This is a genomic window from Pseudomonas sp. SJZ103, assembly GCF_007828335.1.
GTDB lineage: Bacteria > Pseudomonadota > Gammaproteobacteria > Pseudomonadales > Pseudomonadaceae > Aquipseudomonas.
Genome location: NZ_VIUN01000009.1, coordinates 233,974 through 248,215 on the forward strand (window position 1 = coordinate 233,974; position 14,242 = coordinate 248,215).

General features: G+C 61.9%; 12 protein-coding genes and 1 pseudogene. 5 read left to right on the top strand and 8 right to left on the bottom strand.

Annotated elements, in window-relative coordinates; genetic code table 11:
- Nucleotides 1-36 precede the first annotated feature (36 nt).
- Nucleotides 37-2,646 carry a bifunctional aconitate hydratase 2/2-methylisocitrate dehydratase gene (gene acnB, locus FBY10_RS20120; protein WP_131696636.1) on the bottom strand — a complete coding sequence of 870 codons (2,610 nt, stop codon included), beginning with the start codon at nt 2,644-2,646 and terminating at the stop codon, nt 37-39.
- 396 nt (nt 2,647-3,042) lie between these two features.
- Between acnB and FBY10_RS20125 the strand changes: the two genes are divergently transcribed.
- Nucleotides 3,043-3,513, top strand: a complete 471-nt coding sequence (locus tag FBY10_RS20125) for a DUF1289 domain-containing protein (RefSeq protein WP_145337567.1) — start codon at nt 3,043-3,045, stop codon at nt 3,511-3,513.
- A 71-nt stretch (nt 3,514-3,584) separates the two neighbouring features.
- Here the strand turns inward: FBY10_RS20125 and FBY10_RS20130 are convergent, their stop codons facing one another.
- Entirely contained in the window at nt 3,585-4,448 is an 864-nt protein-coding gene (locus tag FBY10_RS20130; protein WP_131696067.1) for a universal stress protein, read from the bottom strand.
- Between the two features lie 148 nt (nt 4,449-4,596).
- On the opposite strand from FBY10_RS20130, the gene FBY10_RS20135 reads away from it, so the two are divergent.
- A complete protein-coding gene (locus tag FBY10_RS20135; RefSeq protein WP_131696068.1) occupies nt 4,597-5,199 on the top strand; it encodes a tRNA-(ms[2]io[6]A)-hydroxylase in 603 nt (200 codons plus the stop codon).
- On the opposite strand, the gene FBY10_RS20140 is transcribed toward FBY10_RS20135, so the two are convergent.
- Nucleotides 5,155-6,354, bottom strand: a complete 1,200-nt coding sequence (locus FBY10_RS20140; protein WP_145337568.1) for an MFS transporter — start codon at nt 6,352-6,354, stop codon at nt 5,155-5,157. The genes FBY10_RS20135 and FBY10_RS20140 overlap by 45 nt on opposite strands.
- A gap of 157 nt (nt 6,355-6,511) precedes the next feature.
- On the opposite strand from FBY10_RS20140, the gene FBY10_RS20145 reads away from it, so the two are divergent.
- Both FBY10_RS20145 and FBY10_RS20150 read left to right on the top strand, forming a co-directional pair.
- Nucleotides 6,512-7,219, top strand: coding sequence for a winged helix-turn-helix domain-containing protein (locus tag FBY10_RS20145; protein ID WP_131696070.1), 708 nt, complete (start codon nt 6,512-6,514; stop codon nt 7,217-7,219).
- Nucleotides 7,220-8,497: an ATP-binding protein gene (locus tag FBY10_RS20150; RefSeq protein ID WP_131696071.1), complete on the top strand. Its 1,278-nt coding sequence runs from the start codon at nt 7,220-7,222 to the stop codon at nt 8,495-8,497. It abuts the gene before it with no gap.
- A gap of 74 nt (nt 8,498-8,571) precedes the next feature.
- Here the strand turns inward: FBY10_RS20150 and FBY10_RS20155 are convergent, their stop codons facing one another.
- From FBY10_RS20155 to ampC, 5 genes and pseudogenes are all read right to left on the bottom strand, one after another.
- Entirely contained in the window at nt 8,572-9,363 is a 792-nt protein-coding gene (locus tag FBY10_RS20155) for a MipA/OmpV family protein (RefSeq protein ID WP_145337569.1), read from the bottom strand.
- A gap of 18 nt (nt 9,364-9,381) precedes the next feature.
- Nucleotides 9,382-11,205: a serine hydrolase gene (locus FBY10_RS20160; RefSeq protein ID WP_145337570.1), complete on the bottom strand. Its 1,824-nt coding sequence runs from the start codon at nt 11,203-11,205 to the stop codon at nt 9,382-9,384.
- A 94-nt stretch (nt 11,206-11,299) separates the two neighbouring features.
- Entirely contained in the window at nt 11,300-11,788 is a 489-nt protein-coding gene (locus tag FBY10_RS20165) for a GFA family protein (RefSeq protein ID WP_145337571.1), read from the bottom strand.
- 102 nt (nt 11,789-11,890) lie between these two features.
- Nucleotides 11,891-11,980, bottom strand: a pseudogene (locus tag FBY10_RS20170) (LysR family transcriptional regulator); the annotation flags it as partial.
- Between the two features lie 53 nt (nt 11,981-12,033).
- Entirely contained in the window at nt 12,034-13,188 is a 1,155-nt protein-coding gene (gene ampC / locus FBY10_RS20175; protein ID WP_145337572.1) for a class C beta-lactamase, read from the bottom strand.
- A gap of 126 nt (nt 13,189-13,314) precedes the next feature.
- Between ampC and FBY10_RS20180 the strand changes: the two genes are divergently transcribed.
- Nucleotides 13,315-14,235, top strand: coding sequence for a LysR family transcriptional regulator (locus FBY10_RS20180; RefSeq protein WP_145337573.1), 921 nt, complete (start codon nt 13,315-13,317; stop codon nt 14,233-14,235).
- Nucleotides 14,236-14,242 lie beyond the last annotated feature (7 nt).

Consider the following 14,242-nt stretch of genomic DNA (forward strand, 5'->3'; position numbering starts at 1 on the left):
CTTGCGATACGCGGCGTCTTTCACATCAACACACCGTTAAGCTTGAATCACCGGGATGTTGGCGCTTGCTGCGATTTTGCGGAACTCGGCGATCTGGTCGAAGTTCAGGTAGCGGTAGACGTCACTGGCCATGGTGTCCAGTTTCGCTGCGTAGCCCATGTACTCTTCGACGGTCGGCAGGCGACCCAGGGTGGAGGCGACTGCCGCCAGCTCAGCCGAAGCCAGGTAGACGTTCGCGCCATCACCCAGACGGTTCGGGAAGTTACGGGTCGACGTCGATACCACGGTCGAGTTCGGCTCTACACGTGCCTGGTTACCCATGCACAGCGAGCAGCCCGGCATTTCCATGCGCGCGCCAGCCTTGCCGTAGATACCGTAGTAGCCTTCTTCGGTCAGTTGGTGAGCGTCCATCTTGGTCGGCGGCGACAGCCACAGACGCGTTGGCAGCTGACCCTTGACCTGCTCCAGCAGCTTACCGGCAGCGCGGAAGTGACCGATGTTGGTCATGCACGAACCGATGAACACTTCGTCGATCTTCTCGCCGGCAACGCTGGACAACAGACGGGCGTCGTCCGGGTCGTTCGGTGCGCAGAGGATCGGCTCGTTGATTTCGGCCAGGTCGATTTCGATGATTTCGGCGTATTCCGCGTCGGCATCGGCTTCCATCAGTTCCGGGTTGGCAACCCAGGCTTCCATCGCTTGGGCGCGACGTTCCAGGGTGCGTGCATCGCCGTAGCCTTCGCCGATCATCCAGCGCAGCAGGGTGATGTTGGAGTTCAGGTACTCGGTGACGGAATCTTTCGACAGCTTGATGGTGCAACCGGCAGCCGAACGTTCAGCCGAGGCGTCGGAGAGCTCGAAAGCCTGCTCCAGCGTCAGGTCGTTCAGGCCTTCGATTTCCAGGATGCGGCCGGAGAAGGCGTTTTTCTTGCCTTTCTTCTCTACGGTCAGCAGGCCAGCCTGGATCGCGTAGTAAGGAATGGCATGAACCAGGTCACGCAGGGTGATGCCAGGTTTCATTTTGCCTTTGAAGCGCACCAGGATCGATTCCGGCATGTCCAGCGGCATGACGCCGGTGGCGGCGGCGAACGCGACCAGACCGGAACCGGCCGGGAACGAGATGCCCATCGGGAAACGGGTGTGGGAGTCACCACCGGTGCCGACGGTATCCGGCAGCAGCATGCGGTTCAGCCAGCTGTGGATGATGCCGTCGCCTGGACGCAGCGATACACCGCCACGGGTCATGATGAAGTCAGGCAGGGTGTGGTGGGTGGTCACGTCGATCGGCTTTGGATACGCCGCGGTGTGGCAGAAGGACTGCATCACCAGGTCGGTCGAGAAGCCCAGGCACGCCAGGTCTTTCAGCTCGTCACGGGTCATCGGACCGGTGGTGTCCTGGGAACCCACGGTGGTCATCTTCGGTTCGCAGTACGTACCTGGACGAACGCCTTTGCCTTCCGGCAGGCCGCACGCCTTGCCGACCATTTTCTGGGCCAGGGTGAAACCCTTGCCGGTGTCGACCGGTGCTTCAGGCAGCTTGAACAGGTCGGTAGGGCCCAGGCCCAGCTCGGCGCGAGCCTTGTCGGTCAGGCCACGGCCGATGATAAGCGGGATACGGCCACCGGCGCGAACTTCGTCCAACAGGACCGGCGTCTTCATTTCGAAGGTGGTCAGGACTTCGTCGGTGCCGTGTTTGCAGACTTTGCCAGCATGAGGGTACAGGTCGATCACGTCGCCCATGTTCATGTTGGTCACGTCGAATTCGATTGGCAGTGCGCCGGCATCTTCCATGGTGTTGTAGAAGATTGGAGCGATCTTGCTGCCGAAGCAGAAGCCGCCGGCGCGCTTGTTCGGCACGTAAGGAACGTCGTCGCCGAAGAACCACAGTACCGAGTTGGTAGCGGATTTACGCGAAGAACCGGTACCGACCACGTCACCGACGTAGGCGATCGGGAAGCCTTGGCCGCGCATTTCTTCGATCTGCTTCATCGGGCCGGTCTTGCCTTGCTCGTCCGGCACGATGCCTTCACGTGCCATTTTCAGCATGGCCAGGGCGTGCAGCGGGATGTCAGGGCGGGACCAGGCGTCCGGGGCAGGGGACAGGTCGTCGGTGTTGGTTTCGCCGGTGACCTTGAACACGCGCAGGCTGATCTTGTCGGCCAGGGTCGGGCGGTTGCGGAACCACTCGCCGTCAGCCCAGGACTGGATCACGCCTTTGGCGTGCTCGTTGCCGTTGCGGGCTTTTTCGGCGACGTCGTGAAACGCGTCGAACATCAGCAGGGTGTGCTTGAGTTGGGCGGCCGCGACAGGCGCCAGCTCGGCGTCGTCCAGCAGCTCGACCAAAGTCACGATGTTGTAGCCGCCCTGCATGGTGCCGAGCAGTTCAACAGCGCGTTTCTTGTCGATCAGGGGGGAAGTGGCTTCGCCCTTGGCCAGGGCAGACAGGAAACCGGCCTTGACGTAGGCAGCTTCGTCAACGCCTGGTGGAATGCGGTTGGTGATCAGGTCAACGAGGAATTCTTCTTCGCCAGCCGGAGGATTCTTCAGCAGCTCGACCAGGCCTGCGGTTTGTTCGGCGTTAAGCGGCTGGGGAACGATACCCAGTGCTGCACGCTCTTCGATATGTTTGCGGTAGGCTTCAAGCACAGTTATTACCCTCATCAGTGGTCCCACGGGACGCTCATCCAGAAATGAACGGCACGCATGCGCTCGGGGGCTTTTTGGGCCGCAAAGCCAGCGCTGCCGGCATTCCTTACAGAAGCTGCTTTCAAAGTTTTACGCCTGCAGAACGGAACTGATGAGGGTTGGCGCTGGCTATTACCTACCGGGTGATAACCATCGCCAACACCGTTCTGAAGGAACGACTGTGCTCGTGACGCTTTGAAAACAGCTTCCAGCGGATTATTGGCGCCTTACAAGGCCGGATGATTCTACGGCAAAAAATTTCTAAAGGTAAGTTGCATCACCAAGTTTGCTGGGTGAACAACCTTAGACAAAGGGCTAACATGGCGCACTGTTTCGCTGATTTGCGTGTTGTTGCCCATGTCCAACCAAACCATCAAGACCCCCTGCGTCGGTCTCTGCTCCACGGTTTACGGCGATCTTGTGTGCCGTGGCTGCAAGCGCTTCCACCACGAAGTGATCCAGTGGAATGGTTATAACGAAGAAGAAAAACGCGCGGTCTGGCTGCGGCTGGAGCAACTCTTGGTGCAGGTGATGGCCGGCAAGCTCGAGATTTTCGACCCCAAGACCCTGCGCGGCCAACTGGAGCAGCGCAAGATCCGTTTCGTGCCGCACCAGTCCGAGTACTGCTGGGCGTACCAGCTGATTGCCCGCGGGGCGCGGGTGATCAATAACCTGGAAGCGTACGGCATGGTGCTGTTGCCGGAGTTTCGCGACTGGCCCTTGCCGGAACTGCGCGATGCCATCGACCGTGAGTTCTTTATCCTGTCCGAGGCGCATTACCAGCGCTATATCGCCCCGGCGTTCCTGAAAGATGCGCTCGCTGACTGACAACACACATCCAAATGTGGGGGGGGCAAGCCCCCTCCCACATTGGATCTCGGGTGTCTGGGGGATCGGCGTCAGGCCTTGGTCGCCAGTTCTTCCAGGTGATCCATCAATGTCTGCGGCTTGAGCACCAGCACATCACTTTCCACCGCATCCAGTATGACCTCCGCCGTATTGCCGATCAGCGCCCCGGAAATCCCGGTGCGCGCCACGGTGCCGATAATGGTCACGGCCGCCTGCCATTTATGCGCCGCGAAGGGAATCAGCACATCCGCCGGGCCTTCCTCGATATGCAGGTGTGCGTCATCCACATCGAATTCCGCCTGGAACGCCTTGCACTGCTCGCGATAGCGCGCCTCGATGGTTTCCTTGAGTTGAAACGTCGGGTCCGCCGCCGACAACATCGGCGATGGGTGGGCGCTGATCACGTGCAACTGCGCCTTCGCCAGGCTGGCGATATCAAAGCCGTGATCGATGATCGAATTATGCAGCGAGCGGTGCTCGGCATCGGTATTGCCCACATCAATCGCCGCCAGAATCACTCTCTCCGCCCAAGGCGTGGACGTCTTGACCAGCAACACCGGCGTCGGGCAGAAGCGCAGCAGCTTCCAGTCCGCCGGTGTCAGCAGCGCTTTTTTCAGCGGGCTGTCGGGAAAGTGCTGCTTGATCACCAGCCCGCAGCCTTCAGCCTGCTGCACCTCGATAATGGTGTCATGCAGGCTTTCGTTCCACGCCTGCTCCGTGCTGACGCTGTAACCGTCCTCCTGCAAACCGGACTTGAGCAGGCTCAACAGCGCCGAGTGCTCGTGTTTCCGGTCGCAGACCAGCAAGTGCAGGTGCGCGCCGGTAACCCCGGCGATCAGCTTGGCGCGCTTGAGGGCCAGGCTTTCCGAATGCTCGGGCTCGATGACCACCAGGATGCTGCGAATGGCTTGCATGGTCGGATCTCCAAAAGGGTGGGCGTGGAACAACTATAGTTGCTGCCCGCCAGACGTCATGTTGATGCACATCAAGGCCGGTGGCTGGTGGTCTGCGGCGCGGTCGGTATAATCGGCGGCCTTTTGTGATCCTTTGCCCGTGAGCCCGATGAACCTGCCCGAAATCCACGAATTCCTCGGTTGCCCCACCCCCGATGCCTGGGTGCAGGCCGCATTGGCCGACCAGGACACCCTGCTGATCGACCACAAGAACTGCGAATTCAAAGCAGCCAGCACCGCCCTGAGCCTGATCGCCAAGTACCATGGCCACGTTGACCTGATCAATATGATGTCGCGCCTGGCCCGGGAAGAACTGGTGCACCACGAGCAGGTCATGCGCCTGATGAAAAAGCGCAAAGTCGAACTGCGCCAGTTGCATGCCGGGCGTTACGCCTCGGGTTTGCGCAAGGTGGTACGCAGCCACGAGCCGGTCAAGCTGGTGGACACCCTGGTCGTCGGCGCGTTTATCGAAGCACGCAGTTGCGAGCGTTTCGAAGCACTGGTGCCGCATTTGGACGAAGAACTCGGCAAGTTTTATTTCGGCCTGCTGAAAAGCGAGGCGCGGCACTTCCAGGGTTACCTGAAGCTGGCCTACCAGTATGGCGACGCCAAGGATATCGCCCAGGTGATCGAGCGGGTGAGGGCGGCGGAGCAGGACCTGATCGAATCACCCGACATCGAGTTCCGCTTTCACAGTGGCGTGCCAGCCTGAGGCCACGGCCACGCCGATCAATGCGGTGATCCCGGTCAGTAGCAGGATCACCGTTTGCGTGCCCAAGGGCGCAGCCAGCAGTGCAATCACCAGGCCGGCCAGCGGCTGGGGCAGGTTGTTGAGCAAGGTGATCACGCCCACCGTCTTGCCGAAGTCCTGCACGGGAATGACCCGCTGACGGGTGCTGCGCAGGTAGACGTTGAACATCTTGTCGAAGCCGGTGACCAGCAGGAAGCCCAGGGTGTACGCCCACAGGTTGGGGCTGACCGCCATGATCAGCGCGCCGGCGCCTATCATCGAATAAGACAGCCCGCCCAGCACTTTCAAGGGCAAGGTGGCGCGCGCCAGGTAAAACAGAATCGCGATGGTCACCCCCGCGCCGGCCGCCTGGAGCAGGGCATAGGTGTCCTTGTCGGCGGCGTACAGGCCGGTGACCATGGCGGCGGAGGTGGCCAGCGTCACGCCGATGATCAGGTTCACGCCGACCGCCAGGGTAATGATCCGCTTCAGCTCCACCAGGTTACGGATATGCCCGAAGGCGATGCGCAGCGGTTGCAGCCAGATATCCCGGTGCTGCTGATGGGTTTCCAGGTTTGCCGTGGTTTTACGCTGCCAGGCCAGCATCGCCAGGTCCGCCAGCACAAACAACCCGGCAACCCCCAGCACCACCCAATGCCAGGCCCACACCTCCAGCATCAGCGCGGCCACCAGCGGCCCGAGCACCAGGCCGCTCTGGTCGGCGATCTGCGAGTAGGAGAGGGTCTTGGCATAGCTGTACTGCTGGAAGACATACGGCATCAACACTTCGCGGGCCATGATGCCCTGGGTCGTCAGCACCCCGCACAACGCCGACAGCAGCACCAGCCAGTAGATACCGTCGAACATCCCATACAAGGCCACCGCCGCCACACAGGCCAACGCCCGGTAAACCTGGCTGATATGCAGGATGCGCACCGGTGAATACTTGTCGCACAACGCCCCGCACACCGGGAACGCCAGATAGCGTGGCAGTGACTCAACGAAAAACGCGAGCCCCGCCCAGGACACGCTGTGGGTGGTCTGGAACACAATCAGCGGCACGATAAACAACAGAATCTGGTCCGCCAGCCGTGACAGGAACAGTGAAACGAAGAACGCCAGGTAATCCTTGCGCATACAACTCCCTGTGAATGGCGTTAAAGATTGCAGGCTATTTGTTAAAAACTCTTAAAAGCATGAAGCTTCGTCGGCGCCAGCTGGCCAGTTACGTTAGTTGCCCAGCTTGCCACCTATAATGCCCGCTCTTCAATCTGCGTCTGCACACTGAGAACTTATGGAAAACCTGGGTTTGGGCAAGGTCCTGCTCGTTGAGGACGACGAGAAGCTGGCAGGGCTGATCGCGCATTTTCTGTCACAGCATGGGTTTGAGGTGCGCGTGGTGCATCGCGGCGATGAAGCGTTCGCGGCGTTCCTGGCGTTCAAACCGAAGATCGTCGTGCTCGACCTGATGCTGCCGGGTCAGAGCGGCTTGCACGTGTGCCGCGAGATTCGCAACGTGTCCGACACGCCGATTGTGATTCTCACCGCCAAGGAAGACGACCTCGACCACATCCTCGGCCTGGAGTCGGGTGCCGACGACTATGTGATCAAACCGATCAAGCCGCCGGTACTCCTGGCCCGCCTGCGCGCCCTGCAACGTCGCCAGGCGCCGGAGCCGACGGTGCGCGGCGCCCTCGCGTTCGGCCGCTTGGCGATTGACCGCAGTTGCCGGGTGGTCAGCCTGGGGGACGAGCAGATCGACCTCACCACCATGGAGTTCGAACTGCTGTGGTTGCTGGCCAGCAGCGCGGGGAAGATTCTTTCCCGCGACGACATCCTCAACCGCATGCGCGGCATCGCCTTTGATGGCCTTAACCGCAGCGTCGACGTGTACATCAGCAAGCTGCGCGGCAAGCTCAATGACAACCCCCGTGAGCCGGTGTGCATCAAGACCATCTGGGGCAAGGGTTATCTATTCAATCCGTTTGCGTGGGAGGTCTAGATGCTGCGCCTGTTTCTGCGCCTGTATGTGATTCTGGCGATCGGCCTTGCAGGAGCGATCTGGCTGGTCAACTACACCTTCGACGAACTGCTCCCCGAAGCCAACGAGACCTATAACCGCGAAGCCCTGCGTGGCCCAGCGTATGGGCTGGTGGAGCAATTGCGTCCTCTGCAAGGCGAGGCGCGCCAGGCCCGGCTGGCCGAGTTGCAGCCTCATTATGGGTTGCTGCTGAAGCTGGTGCAGAAGGAAACCCAGGCCCTCACCGAGCGCGAACGAAAGCTCTTGGACCAGGGCCTGCTGGTAGTGCGCGGCGACTTCATGGAGTTTCTCACGGCCATCGACGGTGGCTCGCAACTGCTGGAAATCAAGCTGCCGGAAGAGCCCAAGTGGTTATACCTGTGGGCGTATGGTTTTCTCGGGCTGTGCCTGGCCATCGTCCTGTATTTCTGGGTGCGCCCGCATTGGCGCGACCTGGAACATATCCGCCTGGCCGCGCAACGTTTTGGCGACAACGACCTCGGCTCGCGCATCCTGCTGCCGCGCAGCTCCACCGTGCGTGCGCTGGCCGGGCACTTCAACCAGATGGCCGAGCGCATCGAAAGCCTGATCGCCAACCAGCGTGAACTCACCAATGCCGTGTCCCACGAGCTGCGTACACCGATTGCACGGTTATCGTTCGAGCTCGACCAGCTCAAGCAACAGGCCGACCCGCACCAGCGGGGCGAATTGATCGCCGATATGTACGCCGACCTCGGCGAGCTGGAGGAGATGGTGTCCGAACTGCTCACCTACGCCAGTCTGGAGCGCGGCGCCACCCAGGTTACCCGCGAGCGCATCGAGGCTCACAGCTGGCTCGACAGCGTGATCGGCAGCGTCGCGCTGGAGGCGGAGGCGGCCGGTATCCAGCTGACGCTGCGTACCTGCGAGGTCGACGTTATCCAGATCGAACCGCGCTTCATGGCCCGCGCCGTGATCAACCTGCTGCGCAATGCCATCCGTTATGCCGAGCGCCGGGTCGAGGTGTCGCTGGTCAAGTTCGGCGAGGGCTACGAAGTGCGTGTGTGTGACGACGGCCCTGGCGTGCCCGAGGAAGGTCGGGCCAGGATCTTCCAGCCCTTCATACGCCTGGATGCCAGCCGCGATCGCCGCACCGGCGGCTTCGGCCTCGGCCTGGCGCTGGTGCAGCGGGTGTCGCAGTGGCATGGCGGGCAAGTGCAGGTGTTGGATTCGGAGTGGGGCGGGGCGTCGTTTCGCATGACGTGGGCGTATGCCGAGTAAGTATCTGGAGAACAATGGGAGGCAAATGTGGGAGGGGGCAGCCCCTTCCCACATTTTCTGACGGGCTTACCCGGTCAAAAGGTGTATTCCAACACCCCCATCACCGAGGTCTGCAAGCGCCGCTCCACAATCGGGCTCTTGCCCGCGTCATCCGCCAGGTATTGCACATCCAGCAGGGTCGAGAACTGGGTGTGCTCGCTGATCGGCAGGCTCCACACCAGGTTCATGCCATTGCTGATATTGCCCGCACCGGCCTTGTAGGCCTTGAAGCGACTTTGCGCGGCCTGGCCGGTGGTCACGCCGTACCAGGTCTGCAGGTAATTGCGGTCACCAAAGTGACTGTTGAGGCTGGCATCGACCGATCCGTAGCGGCCGTCGTAGAGCGTGGTGCCCAGGCTCAGCTCCAGGTGGGTGAACGCCTTGCCGCTGTCCTTGTGGTCATCTTCCTTGAGTGCGTGCTCCAGGGTTGCGCCGACAATCACACCCCCCAGGTTATAGCCGGCACTCACTCCCACTTGCGGGCGGGCCTTGATCTCGCCCATGCCCTTGAGCCGCTTCGAGCCGGCGTGCAGGCTTTGATTCTTGTCCTTGCGTGAATGGCTGGCACCGATATAGGTGCTGAAGCTCAAGGCGTTGCCTTCATAGCCCCAGCCCAGGCCTTTGTCGGTGTCGAGGAAGATCCCCCAGGGGCTGACGACTTTGCCGCCCAGCACCGGCGCGGTCATGCGTTCATCGCTGCCGCTGTAGCGGGGCACGTTGGCCATGCCGGCCTTGAGGCTGTATTGCCAGTCTTCGGCAATTGCGCGGTCGGCAGCGGCCAGCAGGCAGAGTGAGGAAAGCGACAGGTACAGGGGGGTTGAGCGCATAAAGGGTTCCATATGGGGTTAGAAGGCCAAGGGTTTATGAGGGGAGCGGGTGCGTTTGAAGGCGTAGCCCGAGGCGCTGAGACCGTTGATCTGGCGGCTCACCGTATCGCCCAGGCCGTAGCCGTTACCGGCGAGGACCGCATGGGCGTTGTCGATCGGCAGCAGGATGTAGTCGGTCAGCGGTTCGTCGTGCAGTTGGCCGCGGATCACCAGGAAGCCGTCTTCCAGGCGCACGCTGATGCCGTTCAGGGGGGCGTCCGGCTCATGGGTGTTGAGCACTTGATAGGTGCCGATGGTGTCGGCCCAGGCCGAGGGCAAGGGCAGCGGCTCGATGCGCTCACCGATAGCCACGCGCTGGCCGTGGCTGCGGGCGGTGAGCATCTGGCGGCCTTGCACGCTGATCACGTCCAGTTGCACGCGGCCCAGTTCGCCGAGGTCCTTGAGCCAGAAGCCGAGCACTTTCTTCTGCGCGCGCAACCAGCCGTCGTCGTCGCGCAACAATTCGAAGGTGTAGCCGGCCAACTGGCCCGACAGCCGCTGATCGTCATCCTTGATCCGGAACACGCCCCAGGCGGTGGCGTAGAACCCGGCCAGGCGCTTGCGGTCGATGGCGGCCGGCACGTGGCGCAGTTTCAGGCCGTGGCTGGGCGCCTGGCAGTCGTCGGCGCATACCGCGTGGCCGGTTTGCGCCTGGAGCAGCAGGCGCAGGGTGTCGGTGGCCAGGCCGGCCACCAGGTCTTCGGCGTTGCTGTCATTGGCCATGATGATCACGGCCAGTTGCTGGTCGGGCAGCAGGCTCAACTGCGCGGCAAAATCGTCGCCGCCACCGCTGTGCTGGTAGGTGCGTATACCGGGGCCGACGGGTTCGTCACCGCATGGGGCGAGGAACCAGCCCAAGCCCATCTGGCAATCGAAGTCCAGCGCATTGCCGGTGTTCTGCTGGGTGAACATCGCGTCAATCGAAGTGCTGCCCAGCACGCGGTTGCCTTTGTAGACGCCTTGGGCGAAGAGCATGTGCACGTAATGCCCGAGGTCTTTCGGGCTTGCCCACAGGCCGCTGGCGGCGATGTCGCGCACCGGGCCATCGGTACTGGCAACGCCGTCCGTGTAGCCCAGGGCGCGGAACGCCTGCTGGCTGGCGGTGCCGACAAAACTCGACTGGTTCATTTCCAGCGGCTTGAGCAGGCTGTTTTGCAACTGGGCTTCAAAGCTTTTGCCGCTGCTGCGCTCGATGGCCGCGCCCACCAGGGCATAACCGAGGTTGGAATACGCCACCTGCGAGCCTGGCGGGCTGCTCAGCCAAACCCCCGACACGCGCATCGGCATCTGCCCCATGGCGTAGGTGCTGCGCAGGTCACGCAGGTGTTCACTGGGCAGGCCGGACTGGTGGCTGAGTAAACGCCGCAGGGTGACAGCGCGGTCGGCAGCGGCCTGGTCGTCATGAAAGCGCGAGCGCACGTAAAACTCGCGCAGGGTCTGCTGGATCGGCGCATCCAGCGCCAGCCGTTGTTGTTCCACACATTGCAGCGCGGCCGTGGCGGTGAGCAGCTTGGAAATGCCACCGGCACGGAACGCCGTGTTGGGCGTGACCGGTACGCCCCTGGCCTTGTCGGCCAGGCCGAAGCCCTGGGCCCAGATCAGCTCCTGGCCATTGACCAGGGCAATCGACAGGCCGGCGATATGCTCTTGGGCGATCGCCCGGGGAATGCGGGCTTGCAGGTAGCGGATGATCGCGCCGTAGTCACCCTTCTGAATGGGCGGCGGTGCCGGCGGTTGCCCATGGCAACCGAGGCTGCCCAGCAGGCAACCCAGCAGCGGAATACCGCGCAATCTGCGAAACATGAGGAGCACCCGAATGGCTGTTTGGATGCTCGAATGCTAGGGAAGGGCCGTCCAACAATCTTTGCGAACTTTGTCGGGAAACTGTCAAAGACTGTTAACGGCTGAGCCCATGGCGTTCATGCCACTGTGCGATGGATTCTTCGGGGTATTCATCAAACTGCAGATCGCCCTTGGGCACGCTGACTTCGACCCACGGCGCCTTCGAGCCCAGCATCAGGTGCGTATGCGCCGGCGGCTCCGGCAACGGCGTGTCGATGGCCGAGGCAAACGGGTGGATCAGCTCCGGCCACTCCGGGCTGAACAGCCATAGCGCACTGCCGCACTGCGAACAGAAATGCCGCTCGGCGCTACTCGCATGCGCACGGCTGGCGCCCTCCGGCTTGAGCCGGGCGTGGTAGATCGAAATCTGTTTGCGTCCGCGCACCTGCAAACTCTTGGAGTCGCCGGCCAGGTTGATCGCATAACCGCCGCCGCCCTGGGTCTTGCGGCAGATCGAGCAATAGCAACGCTGGTAAGGGTAGGGATGGGCACTGGTGAGGCTGAACGTCACGGCGCCGCAGTGGCAGGATCCTTCGAGCTGCATGGGGAGTCTCCTCTGGCAAAGTGACTGTTGAGCTTAGGCGTTTTCCGGCATCAAGGTCGCGATCAGTGCGCGGATCGTCCCCGGCAGCGCTTGCGGCTCACGCACCAGCTTATCGGTGCTGAAGTGCAGTCCCTGCAACCCCGCTGCTTCCACGGGGCCGGTGATGATGCCCATCTCACTGGTGCCATCCAGGGTCAACAGGTGCGAGGGACAGGGCCCCTCCCACATTGGTTTTGCGTCCGGCTCTATTGGTCCATCGCACTCAAGATTGCATGGGCGACTTTTACCCGTTCGGCATTCGGGTAGTTCTTGTTCGCCAATATCACCACGCCCAAACCTTTGCTCGGCACATACGCCACGTAGGCGCCAAACCCATTGGTGGAACCGGTTTTATTCACCAGGGTGTCGGCGTGGGGCGCTTGCGCTGGCGTCAGCCAGTCGACGGTGTGCGGCTCCATTGCCATGGGTGTGGAGTTGCCGGCAATCAACGCATCGAGCTGGATGGGGTAGGGGTACATTTCCCAACCCAGGCCCTGGATCATGCCGTCCACGCTGTAGTAACCCGTGTGAGTCACGGTAATCGCCTGCTGCAAGGTTTTATCCAGATTCGCCGGGTGCATGTTCACCTCAACGTACTTCAGCAAGTCCGCAGCGCTGGTCTTGATGCCGTAGGCCTCGCTGTCCATGGCGCCGGGGCCGACGCGCACAGGTTTGCCATCTTTGCCATAGCCCTGGGCGTACAGGCTCATCTGGCTCTGCGGCACCTTGATGAAGGTGTGCTTGAGCCCGAGTGCGGGCAACAGGGTTTTCTCCATCACCTGATCGAACGGCTGCTTCAGGCTCTGCGCCGACAGATAGCCGAACAACCCCAGGCTCGGGTTGGAATACAGGCGCCGGGTGCCAGGAGCGAAGTCGGGTTTCCAGTGCTGGAAGTAGCTGATCATGTGCTGGCTGTTATCCGCCTGAGCGGGGAACTGCAGGGGCAAGCCGCCTGCGGTGTAGGTGCCGAGGTTAAGCACGCTGATGTGGTCGAACTTGCCGCCGCCCAGTGCCGGCAGGTAGTGGCTGGCCGGGTTGGAAAGCTTGAGTGCGCCGGTGGCCACGGCATAACCGGCCAGAGTGGCGGTGAAGGTTTTGCTCACCGAGCCGACTTCGAACAGGGTGTTTTCGCTGACCGGCTGGCGGGTGTCGGTGGCCGCGACGCCGTAGTTAAAGTATTGCGCCTTGCCGTCCCGCACCACGCCGACCACCAGGCCGTTAATCGACTGCTGCTGTATCAGCGGTTTTACATTGGCATCCACCACTGCCTGCAGGTCGGTGGCGGCCAGGCAGTTGCCGGCGGCGATAAAGACCGCGAGGGCGGTGAAATTACGCACGCCAGACAATAAATGTTGGGGCATGATAACGCTTCCATGAGAATGATCGATTGAATGAAGAGCCTGCGCGGGCGAGGCAAATGTAGGCAGTTCGCCAGCCCAGGGCAAACGATGATATCTCGCAGCAGCCATTAGAAATATTAGGGTCATATGCTCCGCTCCCATTTACCGTTGAACGCCTTGCGCGCGTTCGAAGCGGCCGCCCGGCATTTGAGCTTTACCCGCGCTGCCATCGAGTTGTGCGTGACCCAGGCTGCGGTCAGCCATCAGGTCAAAAGCCTGGAGGCGCAGCTCACTGTCACCTTGTTCAAGCGCCTGCCGCGCGGGCTGATGCTCACCCGCGAAGGTGAAACCCTGCTGCCGGTGGTGCGCGAATCGTTCGACCGCATTGCCCATACCTTAGGTCAGTTCGAGGGCGGGCATTACCGCGAGGTGCTCACGGTGGGAGCGGTTGGCACCTTCGCCGTCGGCTGGCTGCTGCCACGACTGCCGGACTTCCAGAGCCGCTACCCGTTCATCGACCTGCGCCTGTCCACCCACAACAACCGTGTCGACGTGGCTGCCGAAGGCCTGGATTACGCGATTCGCTTCGGTGCTGGTGCCTGGCACGGCACCGACGCCTGCCACTTGCTTGAGGCGCCGCTGAGCGTATTGTGCGTGCCCGCGCTTGCCGAGCAGCTGCACACGCCGGCCGACCTGTTGAAACACACGCTGCTGCGCTCCTACCGCGCCGATGAGTGGAACCTGTGGTTCCAGGCTGCCGGGTTGCCCGCCGACACCCTGGTACCGCGCAGCATCGTGTTCGACTCGTCGCTGGCGATGATGGAAGCGGCGTTGCAAGGCATAGGCGTCGCGCTGGCGCCGGCGCTGATGTTTTCGCGGCAACTGGAGAGTGATGTGATTCGCCAGCCCTTCGACGTCGGCATCAGCACCGGCAGCTACTGGCTGACGCGCTTGCAGTCGCGGGCCGAGACCTCGGCGATGCTGGCATTCAAGGACTGGTTGCTGGAGGAGCGTGGGAACGATCACTGTGGGAGGGAGCAAGCGCTTATCAAACTTTCTACTCCTTAACTGACAG

Excerpts from the sequence above, each read along its gene's own strand:
- FBY10_RS20125 (WP_145337567.1), top strand. The coding sequence starts at position 3,043 with ATGTCCAACCAAACCATCAAGACCCCCTGCGTCGGTCTCTGCTCCACG.
- FBY10_RS20130 (WP_131696067.1), bottom strand. The coding sequence starts at position 4,448 with ATGCAAGCCATTCGCAGCATCCTGGTGGTCATCGAGCCCGAGCATTCG.
- FBY10_RS20135 (WP_131696068.1), top strand. The coding sequence starts at position 4,597 with ATGAACCTGCCCGAAATCCACGAATTCCTCGGTTGCCCCACCCCCGAT.
- FBY10_RS20140 (WP_145337568.1), bottom strand. The coding sequence starts at position 6,354 with ATGCGCAAGGATTACCTGGCGTTCTTCGTTTCACTGTTCCTGTCACGG.
- FBY10_RS20145 (WP_131696070.1), top strand. The coding sequence starts at position 6,512 with ATGGAAAACCTGGGTTTGGGCAAGGTCCTGCTCGTTGAGGACGACGAG.
- FBY10_RS20150 (WP_131696071.1), top strand. The coding sequence starts at position 7,220 with ATGCTGCGCCTGTTTCTGCGCCTGTATGTGATTCTGGCGATCGGCCTT.
- FBY10_RS20155 (WP_145337569.1), bottom strand. The coding sequence starts at position 9,363 with ATGCGCTCAACCCCCCTGTACCTGTCGCTTTCCTCACTCTGCCTGCTG.
- FBY10_RS20160 (WP_145337570.1), bottom strand. The coding sequence starts at position 11,205 with ATGTTTCGCAGATTGCGCGGTATTCCGCTGCTGGGTTGCCTGCTGGGC.
- FBY10_RS20165 (WP_145337571.1), bottom strand. The coding sequence starts at position 11,788 with ATGCAGCTCGAAGGATCCTGCCACTGCGGCGCCGTGACGTTCAGCCTC.
- ampC (WP_145337572.1), bottom strand. The coding sequence starts at position 13,188 with ATGCCCCAACATTTATTGTCTGGCGTGCGTAATTTCACCGCCCTCGCG.
- FBY10_RS20180 (WP_145337573.1), top strand. The coding sequence starts at position 13,315 with ATGCTCCGCTCCCATTTACCGTTGAACGCCTTGCGCGCGTTCGAAGCG.